The 12,540-nt window shown below is 58.1% G+C and carries 16 protein-coding genes; 1 reads left to right on the top strand and 15 read right to left on the bottom strand.

Translation table 11 applies throughout. The features are described from left to right. Positions 1-6: 6 nt before the first annotated feature. The 14 genes from pal to ACA041_RS05795 all read right to left on the bottom strand — a co-directional run bounded on the left by pal (position 7) and on the right by ACA041_RS05795 (position 11,356). The gene (gene pal, locus ACA041_RS05860) at positions 7-510 is read right to left on the bottom strand and encodes a peptidoglycan-associated lipoprotein Pal (protein ID WP_064679382.1); all 504 of its coding nucleotides are present in this window, start codon (positions 508-510) and stop codon (positions 7-9) included. A gap of 52 nt (positions 511-562) precedes the next feature. After that, positions 563-1,843: a Tol-Pal system beta propeller repeat protein TolB gene (gene tolB / locus ACA041_RS05855; RefSeq protein WP_497442012.1), complete on the bottom strand. Its 1,281-nt coding sequence runs from the start codon at positions 1,841-1,843 to the stop codon at positions 563-565. A 17-nt stretch (positions 1,844-1,860) separates the two neighbouring features. Continuing rightward, positions 1,861-2,958 (bottom strand): cell envelope integrity protein TolA, encoded by a 1,098-nt coding sequence (tolA, locus tag ACA041_RS05850; protein ID WP_497440272.1) that lies wholly within the window; start codon positions 2,956-2,958, stop codon positions 1,861-1,863. Beyond that, complete coding sequence (tolR, locus tag ACA041_RS05845; RefSeq protein ID WP_161781290.1) at positions 2,958-3,410, bottom strand: protein TolR; 453 nt, start codon at positions 3,408-3,410, stop codon at positions 2,958-2,960. The genes tolA and tolR overlap by 1 nt, the downstream gene beginning before the upstream one ends. Positions 3,411-3,433: 23 nt before the next feature. After that, positions 3,434-4,129, bottom strand: a complete 696-nt coding sequence (gene tolQ / locus ACA041_RS05840) for a protein TolQ (RefSeq protein ID WP_008147369.1) — start codon at positions 4,127-4,129, stop codon at positions 3,434-3,436. Further along, a complete protein-coding gene (ybgC, locus tag ACA041_RS05835) occupies positions 4,119-4,586 on the bottom strand; it encodes a tol-pal system-associated acyl-CoA thioesterase (protein WP_497440271.1) in 468 nt (155 codons plus the stop codon). The genes tolQ and ybgC overlap by 11 nt, the downstream gene beginning before the upstream one ends. A 127-nt stretch (positions 4,587-4,713) precedes the next feature. Further along, positions 4,714-5,775 carry a Holliday junction branch migration DNA helicase RuvB gene (ruvB, locus tag ACA041_RS05830; RefSeq protein ID WP_497440270.1) on the bottom strand — a complete coding sequence of 354 codons (1,062 nt, stop codon included), beginning with the start codon at positions 5,773-5,775 and terminating at the stop codon, positions 4,714-4,716. Next, the gene (ruvA, locus tag ACA041_RS05825; protein ID WP_462021506.1) at positions 5,776-6,390 is read right to left on the bottom strand and encodes a Holliday junction branch migration protein RuvA; all 615 of its coding nucleotides are present in this window, start codon (positions 6,388-6,390) and stop codon (positions 5,776-5,778) included. Between the two features lie 115 nt (positions 6,391-6,505). Further along, positions 6,506-7,030: a crossover junction endodeoxyribonuclease RuvC gene (ruvC, locus tag ACA041_RS05820; protein WP_162439869.1), complete on the bottom strand. Its 525-nt coding sequence runs from the start codon at positions 7,028-7,030 to the stop codon at positions 6,506-6,508. A gap of 158 nt (positions 7,031-7,188) precedes the next feature. Beyond that, a complete protein-coding gene (locus tag ACA041_RS05815) occupies positions 7,189-7,935 on the bottom strand; it encodes a YebC/PmpR family DNA-binding transcriptional regulator (RefSeq protein ID WP_497440269.1) in 747 nt (248 codons plus the stop codon). A gap of 120 nt (positions 7,936-8,055) precedes the next feature. Beyond that, positions 8,056-9,831 carry an aspartate--tRNA ligase gene (aspS, locus tag ACA041_RS05810; RefSeq protein WP_497440268.1) on the bottom strand — a complete coding sequence of 592 codons (1,776 nt, stop codon included), beginning with the start codon at positions 9,829-9,831 and terminating at the stop codon, positions 8,056-8,058. A 122-nt stretch (positions 9,832-9,953) separates the two neighbouring features. Then, positions 9,954-10,175 carry an FmdB family zinc ribbon protein gene (locus ACA041_RS05805; RefSeq protein WP_150745974.1) on the bottom strand — a complete coding sequence of 74 codons (222 nt, stop codon included), beginning with the start codon at positions 10,173-10,175 and terminating at the stop codon, positions 9,954-9,956. 136 nt (positions 10,176-10,311) lie between these two features. After that, complete coding sequence (locus ACA041_RS05800; protein ID WP_497440267.1) at positions 10,312-10,650, bottom strand: ribbon-helix-helix domain-containing protein; 339 nt, start codon at positions 10,648-10,650, stop codon at positions 10,312-10,314. A gap of 235 nt (positions 10,651-10,885) precedes the next feature. After that, positions 10,886-11,356 carry a Dps family protein gene (locus tag ACA041_RS05795; RefSeq protein ID WP_497440266.1) on the bottom strand — a complete coding sequence of 157 codons (471 nt, stop codon included), beginning with the start codon at positions 11,354-11,356 and terminating at the stop codon, positions 10,886-10,888. A 308-nt stretch (positions 11,357-11,664) separates the two neighbouring features. On the opposite strand from ACA041_RS05795, the gene ACA041_RS05790 reads away from it, so the two are divergent. Then, positions 11,665-12,267 (top strand): cold-shock protein, encoded by a 603-nt coding sequence (locus ACA041_RS05790; protein WP_497440265.1) that lies wholly within the window; start codon positions 11,665-11,667, stop codon positions 12,265-12,267. Positions 12,268-12,332: 65 nt separating this feature from the next. On the opposite strand, the gene ACA041_RS05785 is transcribed toward ACA041_RS05790, so the two are convergent. Beyond that, positions 12,333-12,539 (bottom strand): SlyX family protein, encoded by a 207-nt coding sequence (locus ACA041_RS05785; RefSeq protein ID WP_008147392.1) that lies wholly within the window; start codon positions 12,537-12,539, stop codon positions 12,333-12,335. Between the last annotated feature and the right edge of the window lies 1 nt (position 12,540).

The following is a 12,540-nucleotide window of genomic DNA, read 5'->3' as shown; positions in this document are numbered from 1 at the left end:
GGCGAATTACTTACGCAGTTCGACGCGACGGTTTTGAGCCCAGGACTGCTCGTCGTTGCCGGTAGCAACTGGACGCTCTTCGCCGTAGGAAACCAGTTCCAGCTGAGCTGGGGAAACGCCTTGCAGTACCAGGTAACGCTGAACGGCTTTCGCACGACGCTCGCCCAGTGCCATGTTGTACTCACGAGTACCACGTTCGTCGGTGTTGCCTTCCAGAACAACGCGAGCGCCGTTTGCTTTCAGGTCTTTGGCGTGAACGTCCAGAGCGCGCATGGCTTCTGGCTTCAGGTCCGAACTGTCGTATTCGAAGTAGAAAGTGGTGATAGCGCGCAGAGCAGCTTCTTCGCTCAGGGAGCCATCGACAGCACCGGTGTTGGCGCCGTAACCAGCGTTTGGATCAACAGCCACTGCGCCTTCACCGGCATTGTCGCCGCCTTTGGACGAGCAACCAACGGCTACGGACAGAGCCAGAGCCAGAGCAGCAAACTTACCAAACTTCAGCATTTCCATCGTGAAACTCCTAATGAACCCCAATGTGTTAAGTAAAACGTGTAGCGCCGCGTCAGTTCAGGTAAGGGGACCAGGACGGTTCTCTGACTTCGCCTTGTGCGGTAGGAAGCGGGAGCCTAACGCGTCCATTTATGGACACGAGCATCAAGACTCCCCGGCCCTGCTGGCGGGTGGCGTAGATTACCATGGTGCCGTTGGGCGCAACAGTAGGCGACTCGTCCAGAGTGCTATCAGTGAGGATCTTTACACTACCTCGCTGCAAATCCTGGGCCGCTACCTTGAAATTGGTGAAACCTTCCTGGCGATGGATCATGACCAGGGTCTTTTCATCGGCCGACAGTTTAGGGTTGGCATTGTAGTTACCGATGAAGGTCACACGCTCCGCACCACCGCCACCGGCGCTGGTTTTGTAGATCTGTGGCTTGCCGCCACGGTCGGAGGTGAAGTAGATGGTCGAACCATCTTTACCCCAGAACGGTTCGGTGTTGATGCCGGGACCGTTGGTGACACGGGTGATCTGACGCGAACCCAGGTTCATCACGTAGATGTCCGGGTTACCGTCCTTGGACAGCACGAATGCCAGGCGATTGCCATCCGGCGACCAGGCTGGCGCACCGTTCAGGCCTTCGAAGTTGGTGATCTGCTCACGGCGACCGGTGTCGATGTTCTGCATGAAGATACGCGGACGCTTCTGCTCGAACGAGACATAAGCGATGCGCTTGCCGTCCGGTGCGAAACGCGGCGACAGGATCGGCTCGCGCGATTGCAGCAGGGTCACGGCGCGGGCACCGTCATAGTCGGAACGTTGCAGCGTGTAGCGCGTGTTCTTCTCGGAGAAGCGTTCGGCTGTCACGTACAGCAGGCGAGTCGAGAACGCACCTTTGATACCGGTGAGTTTTTCGAACGACTGGTCGGCGATGTAGTGCGACATGTCGCGCAGCTGATCGACGCTGCCCGAGACGCTGCCGGTCAGCACTTGCTGCTCGGTGGCGACGTTGAACAGCGCGTATTGAACCTGCAGACGACCGCCTGCGGGAGCAACGCTGCCGACCATGACGTACTGGGCGCCCAGCGCCTTGAAGTCACGGAAGATGATTTCGCTGGCCTGGCTCGGCTGGCTGATCATGTTCTGCTTTGGAATCGGCGAGTAGTAACCCGAATTGCGCAGGTCGTTACCGATGATTTCGGCCATGTCGTCCGGCAGTACGCTGCCGCCCTGATTGCCGAATGGAACGACGGCGATCGGGGTGGCCCGATCACTGCCGCTGGTGACCAGAATGTTTTTTTCATCTGCCGCCGCCATCCCTGCCAGGCAGCAGATAGCGACAAGCATTCCTCGAAGAAGGTTTCTCACAAGGCTAGATCCTCAGGTGTGAATGTCATCTTGAATGAACGATACGGAGCGAAATCGCTCGGCTTCATTCCCTGCATTTCTGTCAAACGTCCAATGTTCTTGACCGCTGCGACCGCCGAAGCGTCGAACGGACCATCGCCGCTGGACCTGGCCACGTTGACCGAGGTCAAGGTACCGTCCGGCAACATGCCGATTTGCAACACGACCGTCATGCCTTTGCGTGCCGAAGGTGGACGAGCCCAGCCTTCCGCTGCACGAGCACGAATCAGGTCATCGAAACTGCCGGCGACTTCGTCACCCTGCTCATCCGCCAAGGCCTGCTGACGCTGCGGCGTGTCGGAAAGCAAATCTGCCAGGGCCTGGGCCTTTTTGTCTTCGGCGGACTTACGTGCCGCTTCCTGCGATTTCTTCTTCGCAGCATCGGCAGCAGCTTTCTTCTTCGCGTCTTCGGCGACTTTCTTCTTCGCCTCTTCAGCTTCGGATTTCTTCTTGGCGTCTTCCGCGGCTTTCTTCTTCGCGTCTTCGACGATCTTTTTCTTCGCTTCTTCAGCGGCCGCTTTCTTGGCCTCTTCTTCAGCAGCTTTCTTGGCTTCTTCTTCAGATTTCTTCTTGGCTATATCAGCCAATTGTTTCTCTTCGGCCTTTTTGGCTTCGGCGGTCTTCTTGGCTTCATCAGCCTTCTTCGCTTCATCGGCTTTCTTGGCTTCATCAGCCTTTTTTGCCTCTTCCGCTTTCTTGGTCTCGTCGGCCTTCTTGGATTCTTCGGCCTTTTGAGCCGTATCTTCCTTCTTTTGTTCCGCGGCCTTGATCGCTTCCTGCTCGATCTTTTTCTGTTCCATCTGTTCGACTTCAGTCTGGCGCGCGGCGGATTTCTTCGCCTCACCCGCAATCTTCTGATTGGTCTGGGTGGTCGCCTGACTTTTCGATTTCAGCTGGTACAAGGTCGCCTGGACAATCGGCTTGGCCGGCGGCAGTTCCGGTGTGAAGGCAAAACTGACGAACAGCATGCCAAAAACCAGCACGTGCAAGACCAGCGCCCAGACACTAGGCCAGAAATAGCTTTCCGAGGCGGACGGCTCTCGCATTTGCTGCATCAGGGTGCCTCGGTAATCAAGCCAACATTACCGACCCCGGCTTTCTGCAACCCGCCCATGGCACCCATGACGGCACCGTAATCGACGGTCTTGTCGCCGCGAATGAACACCTGGGTACGCTTGCCGCCTTCGGTACCGGCGCGAATGATCTTGGTCACCGCATCGGTCATTTGCGGCAAGGTCATGGCCTTGTCCTGCTGCTTCTCGGTGTCGACTTCGCTGCCAAGGTTCCAGTAGTAGGTCTTGTCAGCCTTGATCGAAATGGTCAGGACCTGGGTGTTGTTGTCCTGCGGCAAGGCTTCGCTGGAAACCTTGGGCAGATCAACTTTCACGCCTTGATTGAGCATCGGTGCGGTCACCATGAAGATGACCAGCAGCACCAGCATCACGTCGATGTAAGGCACCACGTTCATCTCGGCAACCGGCTTGCGCTTTTTGCGAGCTCGAGCGATTAAAGCCATTGGAAATTACCTGCTTATTCTTCGCTGGTGTGCACTTTGCGGTGCAGGATCGCCTGGAATTCATCGGCGAAGGTGTAGTAACGGCCCAGCAGGGTTTCACTGCGAGCAGCAAAACGGTTGTAAGCGATAACGGCCGGGATGGCGGCGAACAGGCCGATCGCCGTGGCGATCAGTGCTTCGGCAATACCCGGAGCCACGGTGGCCAGGGTCGCTTGCTGGGCAGTGGCCAAGCCACGGAAGGAGTTCATGATGCCCCAGACCGTACCGAACAGACCGATGTACGGGCTGACGGAGCCGACGGTGGCGAGGAACGGCAGGCTCTGTTCGAGCTTTTCTTCTTCGCGGGAAATGGCGACGCGCATGGCCCGGGCCACGCCTTCCATGACCGCTTCCGGGTCGACGCCCGGCTGCTGGCGCAGACGGGAGAATTCCTTGAAACCGGCACGGAAGATCTGCTCGACGCCCGAATCCGGGTCAGGATTGCTGCCGGCCTGGCGGTAGAGTTTGGACAAGTCGATACCCGACCAGAAACGCTCCTCGAAGCTCTCCAGGGCACGTCGACCGGCGCGCAGCAGGTTGCTGCGCTGAAAGATCATGATCCATGAGGTCACCGATGCGGCTACCAGGATCAGCATTACCAGTTGCACCACGATACTGGCATTGCTGACCAGGCTCCACATGGAGGAATGGTCGACGACGTTAGCTTCCACGCTTTATCTCCTGCTTTGAGTGTGTACCCGCGCCGCTCACGTCGGCAAAGGCCGCACGTAGAGCTTCGGGAATGGCCCGGGGTTTTAAACTTTCAGTGCGCACACAGGCCACCAGAAACTGCCCTTCGCAGAGCAGCACATTATCCGTAGCCCGCCTGACCTGCTGCTTGAAGCGCAGGCTGGCACGGTTCAATTCGATTACTTCAGCGCTTACCAGCAGTTCATCGTCCAGTCGCGCCGGCGCGTGGTAACGCGCTTCGCTGGAATGCACGACAAACAACAGGTCCTCACCTGCCAGCGCCGACTGGGCAAAGCCCAGCTCCCGGAGCCGCTCGGTTCGAGCCCGTTCCATAAACTTGAGGTAATTGACGTAATACACGATGCCGCCCGCATCGGTGTCCTCGTAATAAACGCGACAACGAAATGCGAAAGGCTCAAGCCCGTTTTGCGCGCGCATACTCTAGTGCTTACTCCTCAGGTTGCCAATCCGGCCAGGCAACTGTTTTTCATTGTTCTGCGGCTTTCTCGCGAAAGTACGGTCCTAGGACAGCACAATGCCCGAAAATTCAGCACGCAAAAGTTAATTAATCGTCTACGGCATCAAGGAATTCGTCTACCACGGGCATCTCGCCCAATCGTGACGGAATGTTTAAGCCGAAATGCAGATAGGCATGCCGCGTCACCACCCGCCCCCGCGGTGTGCGCATGATGTAGCCCTGCTGGATCAGGTACGGCTCCAGCACGTCTTCGATGGTGTGGCGTTCTTCGCTGATCGCGGCCGCCAGGCTGTCCACCCCGACCGGGCCGCCATCGAATTTCTCGATCATGGTCAACAACAGACGTCGATCCTGGTGATCGAAGCCGCGCTCGTCGACGTCCAGCAGGTTCAAGGCCAGGTCGGCGATCGGCTTGGTGATGTGGCCCTTGGCCCGCACCTCGGCAAAGTCCCGCACCCGGCGCAGCAAACGGTTGGCGATCCGCGGAGTGCCGCGGGCGCGGCGGGCGATTTCAAAGGCGCCTTCCGGGTCCAGGGGCAGCCCGAGGATGGTCGCCGAACGGCTGACAATCGTCGCCAGATCGGCGGTGTTGTAGAACTCCAGGCGCTGGACGATGCCGAAACGGTCGCGCAACGGGTTGGTCAGCATGCCGGCCCGGGTGGTCGCGCCGACCAGGGTGAACGGCGGCAGATCAAGCTTGATCGAGCGTGCCGCCGGCCCTTCGCCGATCATGATGTCGAGCTGGAAATCTTCCATGGCCGGGTACAGCACTTCTTCGACGATCGGTGACAAGCGATGGATCTCGTCGATGAACAGCACGTCGTGAGGCTCGAGGTTGGTCAGCAGCGCGGCCAGATCACCCGGGCGTTCAAGGACCGGACCCGAGGTGCTTTTGATCGAGACGCCCATTTCCTGGGCGATGATGTTGGCCAGCGTGGTTTTACCCAGCCCCGGCGGGCCGAAGATCAGCGTGTGGTCCAGGGACTCGTTACGGCCACGGGCAGCCTGGATGAACAACTCCATTTGCTCGCGAACGGTCGGCTGGCCAATGTATTCGGCCAGGCTGACGGGACGAATCGCCCGGTCCTGGACTTCCTCGCGGTCACGCGGCCCCGCCGCGGCGGCGATCAGACGATCAGCTTCAATCACTTAAATCATTCCCTTCAGGGCACGACGAATCATGTCTTCACTGCTCAAACCTTTCTCCTTGATAGCGGAAATCGCCTTGCTGGCTTCCTGCGGCTTGTAGCCCAGGGAAATCAGCGCGCTGACCGCGTCATTTTCGGCCGTGGCGACCGGCGCCGTATCGGGCCCACCGGGCTGGTTTGGCACCAAAGCGAACATCGCCGGCACAGTTTCCCACGCTTTGAAGCGATCCTTGAGCTCTACCAGCAAGCGTTCGGCGGTCTTCTTGCCCACACCCGGCACCTTGGTCAGGGCCGAGGTGTCCTGGGATTGCACGCAACGCACCAGCTCGTCGACTTCCAGACTCGACATCAAGGCCAGGGCCAGTTTCGGGCCTACACCATTGAGACGGATCAACTCGCGAAAAAAGTCTCGCTCACGCTTGCCGAAGAAGCCATAGAGTAACTGCGCGTCTTCGCGTACGACCAGATGGGTGTGCAAGGTAAGCGGTTCACCGACCGACGGCAGGCGATACAGCGTGGTCATGGGCACTTCCAGCTCGTACCCCAGACCATTTACATCCAGAATCAGGTGCGGCGGCTGTTTCTCAGCCAGTGTGCCGCGCAAGCGTCCAATCACGTTTCAGATCCTTGAGCGTTGGCCAGATCAGTGCTGGCGACTGACAGAACAAGGGTTTTGCACCGACAACCCAGGCGCAAAACCCTCGTTCCGCAAAAAATGATTGCTGATGCTATCAGAGACGCAGGCGCCCGCCACGACTGCGTGCCGCGCCCAGGCCATGGGGAAGCAGGCTGGACCGGGTGTGCGCATGACAAATGGCAATCGCCAGGGCGTCCGAGGCATCAATTTGCGGCTTGCTGGTCAATTTCAACATATGCATGACCATCATCTGCACCTGTTCCTTATTCGCCGAACCGGTGCCGGTGACCGCCTGCTTGACTTGAGTTGCCGTGTACTCGGCGATCTCCAGGCTTTCTTCGGCGCCTGCAACGATGGCAGCACCTCGGGCCTGGCCCAGCTTCAATGCCGAGTCGGCGTTGCGCGCCATGAACACCTTTTCGATGCCCATGGTCACCGGGCCGTAGGTCTGGATGACTTCACGCACACCGCGATAGACGATTTGCAACCGCTCATGCAACTCGCCGGATCCTGTGCGAATGCAACCCGACGCCACATACACGCAGCCACGCCCGGTATCGCGTACCACGCCATAACCGGTGATGCGCGAACCGGGGTCGATACCAAGAATTAAAGTCATAACGCCTGCGGGTCTGGTAAGAGCACGATATTCAATACAGCGAATAACAAATGTGGGAGCGAGCCTGCTCGCGAAAACGGTTTCATATTCAGCAACGATGCTGTTTGGAAATCCGCGTTCGCGAGCAGGCTCGCTCCCACATTGGATCTTACTCGCCCTTAACCCAGCTGTGCGGCCACCGACTCCGGAATATCCGCGTTGGAGTAGACGTTCTGCACGTCATCCAGGTCTTCGAGCATGTCGATCAGCTTGAGGACCTTCTCGGCGCCGTCCAGGTCCAGTTCGGCACTGGTGGTTGGCAGCATCACGATTTCTGCGTCATCACCCTTGAAACCGGCCGCTTCCAGTGCGTTACGCACAGAATAGAAGCCTGCAAACGAGGTGAATACGTCGATGGAACCGTCTTCGTGGGTCACCACGTCGTCGGCGTCGGCTTCCATGGCCGCTTCCATCAATGCATCTTCATCAATGCCCGGCGCGAAGGAGATCTGTCCCTTGCGCTCGAACAGGTAAGCCACCGAGCCGTCCGTACCCAGGTTGCCGCCGCACTTGCTGAACGCGTGACGAACAGCGGCTGCAGTGCGATTGCGGTTGTCGGTCATGCACTCGACCATCACCGCCACGCCGCCCGGGCCATAACCTTCGTAGGTCAGTTCGACCATGTCGTCGGTGTCGGCAGCACCGGCACCGCGGGCGACCGCGCGATCAATAATGTCGCGACTCATGTTCGCGCCAAGAGCCTTGTCCAGCGCCAGACGCAGGCGCGGGTTGGAACCCGGATCACCGCCGCCCTGACGGGCAGCAACGGTCAGCTCACGAATCCACTTGGTGAAAATCTTGCCCTTCTTGGCATCCTGACGTTCTTTGCGGTGCTTGATGTTCGCCCACTTGGAATGACCCGCCATAACTCGCTCCGAATTCTCTTTGAAACATTGCCCGCCATACACGGAGTGTCGGCCAGCAAACAAAAAATCTCGACCTGTAAAAAAGGCGCATCCCATAAGGATGCGCCTTCAGGGTCAGTCTTACTCGGCTTTAGGCGTTTCGCGCAGACGAATGTGCAATTCGCGCAATGCCTTGGCATCTACAGCCCCCGGAGCCTGAGTCATGACGTCAGCCGCGCTCTGGGTTTTCGGGAAGGCGATCACTTCACGGATCGACTGGGCACCGGTCATCAGCATCACCAGACGGTCCAGACCGAAGGCCAGGCCACCGTGTGGCGGCGCGCCGTATTTCAGGGCGTCGAGCAGGAAGCCGAACTTCTCTTCCTGTTCCGCTTCATTGATACCCAACAGGCGGAACACCGTCTGCTGCATTTCCTTGCGGTGGATACGGATCGAACCGCCACCCAGTTCGGTGCCGTTCAGGACCATGTCGTAGGCACGGGACAGAGCGGTCGCCGGGTTGGCTTCCAGTTCTTCCGGGGTGCACTTCGGCGCGGTGAACGGGTGGTGCAAGGCACTGAAGCTGCCGTCGTCGTTTTCTTCGAACATCGGGAAGTCGACAACCCACATTGGCGCCCACTTGCAGGTCAGCAGGTCCAGGTCGTTGCCGACCTTGATCCGCAGTGCACCCAGCGCTTCGCTGACGATCTTCGACTTATCGGCGCCGAAGAACACGATGTCGCCATCGACCGCGCCCACACGATCGAGGATCACGTTGAGGTTGGCTTCAGGAATGTTCTTGACGATCGGCGATTGCAGACCTTCAACGCCTTTGGCGCGCTCGTTGACCTTGATGTACGCCAGGCCCTTTGCACCGTAGATGCCGACAAACTTGGTGTAGTCGTCGATCTGCTTGCGCGGCATGCTCGCCGCGCCCGGTACGCGCAAGGCGGCGACACGGCATTTCGGATCGTTGGCAGGACCGCTGAAGACCTTGAAATCGACTTCTTTGAGCTGGTCGGCAACGTCCACCAGTTCCAGCGGGTTACGCAGGTCCGGCTTGTCGGAACCGTAACGTCGCATGGCTTCTTCGAAGGTCATGTGCGGGAATTCGCCGAACTCCAGGTCCAGCACTTCCTTGAACAGGTTGCGGATCATGCCTTCGGTGAGGCCCATGATGTCTTTTTCATCGAGGAAGCTGGTTTCGATGTCGATCTGGGTGAATTCAGGCTGACGGTCGGCACGCAGGTCTTCGTCGCGGAAGCACTTGGCGATCTGGTAGTAGCGATCGAAGCCGGCCACCATCAGCAATTGCTTGAACAACTGCGGCGATTGCGGCAAGGCGAAGAACGAACCGGCGTGAGTACGGCTCGGGACCAGATAATCACGTGCGCCTTCTGGCGTAGCACGGGTCAGGATCGGCGTCTCAACGTCGAGGAAGCCGTTCTCGTCCAGGTAGCGGCGGATGCTGGTGGTCATGCGCGAACGCAGACGCAGCTTCTCGGCCATTTCCGGGCGACGCAGATCAAGGAAGCGATAACGCAGGCGGGTTTCTTCACCGACGTCGGAAAACTCGTTCAGCGGGAACGGCGGGGTTTCCGATTCGTTCAGCACTTCCAGCTCGTAGCCCAGGACTTCGATCATGCCCGACGCCATGTTGGCGTTCGTGGCACCGGCCGGACGCAGGCGCACCTTGCCGGTGATCTTCACGACGTATTCGCTGCGCACGCGATCGGCGGCGGCGAAGCTTTCTGCGCGGTCCGGGTCGAACACCACCTGGGCCAGACCGTCACGATCACGGATATCGAGGAAAATCACCCCACCGTGGTCACGGCGACGGTGAACCCATCCGCAAAGGGTAATTTCCTGGCCTTCCAGGCTTTCGTTCAGTTGGCCGCAATAATGGCTGCGCATCATGGTAGTGGTTTCGCTTCTCGTAATTCGAAATTCGGTTGGAGACCCTGCTCATATCCTGCCCTTGTGAAAGGCGCCAGATGGTGCAAGGACTCACACGTGTCGTTCAACTCAGGTTCCAGACCCTAGTCAGCTTTGTCGCCGCCGGCCAGGTTCTTCTTCGAACCGGTCTTGAAATCGGTTTCGTACCAGCCGGTGCCGCTAAGGCGGAAGCCCGGCATGGACAGCATCTTCCTGAGCTCTGGCGCCTGGCAGGCAGGGCAGTCGACCAGCGGTGCTGCGCTGATCTTTTGAATGGCTTCCAACTGATGACCACAGGAAGCACATTGATAGTCGTACATCGGCATGGGGGTTGTCTCGGCGATCAGATTGCTACCGCACACGCTGGGTTTTGCGGCAAAGAGCGGGATTATATCCATTAAATGCAGCCTGTGCAGCCGTAAGACTGCACAGATCGACACTCGACGCATTCCATTGCCATGGTCAGGCCGTAGCCGGGCAATTCCCTTCCTTCAGGCTGTGCACCACGCAGACAACCCGCACCAGCCCGCTGAAATTCTTCACCCCGCCATGGCGCAAATGCACTTCACGGTCCACGTGAGACAGCAGTGCACTCACCGAACAATGATTGACCTTGGCCATATCGCCCAAAATATCCCAATAAACCTGTTCAAGCCGCAAACAGGTCGCAAAGCCATTCAACCGCACGGATCGGGATAAAGGCTGCGCCAGCCCCATATCGAATTCGCTGACAAATGGATCGATCCTTATATCCTTGGGTTGAGCGCCTCTTCCCTCGCTTCGCCTGTCTTCATAAACCATACCGTTGACACTCCTTTGCCATTCCTGGTTTCCATAAGAGCCCTGTTGCGAGTCCTATAAAAACGCAGGCGCAAAGTTATCTCCAGATGACTTTATGACCATCGACGTAGGATAAGCCAACAGCTGGCGACAGATTATGGAGACCGCCCTGGTCAGACCGATCCCCTGTACAACCTGATGCAAAAGCATTCGAGCGCAAACGACACCTGACGCGTGTCATCCGCGCTCGAGCGGGTTACTGATCGAGCAGTGAACGCAACATCCACGCGGTTTTCTCGTGGACCTGCATACGCTGGGTCAGCAGGTCGGCCGTTGGCTCGTCACTGACTTTTTCCAGCAGCGGGAAGATCCCGCGCGCAGTACGCGTGACGGCTTCCTGACCCTCGACAAGTTGCCTGATCATGTTGTCGGCACTGGGCACACCCTCTTCTTCCTTGATGGAAGACAGGCGCGCATAAATGGAATAGGCGCCCGGGGCCGGAAAGCCTAGCGCACGAATTCGTTCGGCAATCGAGTCCACGGCCAGGGCCAACTCGTTATATTGCTCCTCGAACATCAGGTGCAAGGTCCGGAACATTGGACCGGTGACGTTCCAATGGAAGTTATGGGTTTTCAAATAAAGCACATAAGTGTCCGACAGCAGACGCGAGAGCCCCTCGACGATGGACTTGCGATCTTCTTCACTGATTCCGATATCGATTGCCATGTGTTTCCCCTAAAGGTGATGAAATTCATCCGACAGGTGCAGCACCACTTTAGCAAGCCCGTCGCCGCACCGCAGCCCTGGATGCCCAGCCGAGCTGCGACAAATCGCCCCCGATGCACCGCTGGACTCCTTGATTTGAGTAGCCTGCAGCTTTGCTGTTAAATAGGCAGCGTGTCGTCGGCATCTATTTTTCCGGGTGCTGCGCATAGGCTGATAGCGGGTACGTGTCCAACGCCTCTTATTGTTCTGAAGCGAACCGTGCTTCGTCAGCTCTTCCTTGTGATCCGTCTTAACGTGAGTTAATCAAAATGTTGAAAATCGTCCACCTGCTAATGGGCGCAGCGGCACTGCTGCTGTCCTTCATCCCTAGCCTGCGAACCGAAGCGGTACCTTACCTGCAACAACCCGATGCGCTGTACCTGGCCTTTTTCGGCCTGCTCAACCTCACCCTCGCTCCAGTTATTCCTTACTGGAACAAAGGCCCGCGTCATCAACTGCAAATCCTGGTCAGCGCCCTCCTGGTTCTGGCTGTGGTGCTGCAAACCCTGACACTGCTGGCGCCAATGCCCATCATCGCCGGCCAACCTGCCGTTCTGTTCAGCCTGGTGGTTGCATTGATCGCCGTTCTTCTGCACCTGGCCATCAGCTTCTACCGATCGTCACCGGCTGCCGCTTCGCCAAGCTATGACATGAGCAACCGCGATACCGGCACCGTCAAGTGGTTCAATACCTCCAAAGGCTTCGGCTTTATTTCCCGTGATTCCGGCGATGATATTTTCGTACATTTCCGGGCCATTCGTGGCGAAGGCCATCGTGTCCTGGTCGAAGGCCAGCGCGTAGAGTTCTCCGTCATGAATCGTGACAAGGGCCTGCAAGCCGAAGATGTGATCGCCGCATTGCCGCGACGCTGATTCAGGGCTGAAAAAAAACCGCGAACAGCCAGGCTGTTCGCGGTTTTTTATTGCCTGCTTTCTGATCAGTAATGCGGCGGGGGGGCCTCTTCTTCGAACGTTTCAAACTGGCCGGCCATTTCCTCTTGCCGCTTGAGCAAGGCGGCCATTTGCAGCTGCAGGCGCTCCACGGCGCGCTGCTGTGTCGCCAGCACATCGCTCAATGCCTGGATGGTGTCATCCTGAAACGCCAGCTGGCTCTCCAGATCGGTAACGCGTGCTTCCAGGCTCATG

The sequence above is a fragment of the Pseudomonas sp. LBUM1676 genome, assembly GCF_059695605.1.
This window is presented reverse-complemented; position numbering and strand designations above follow the sequence as displayed.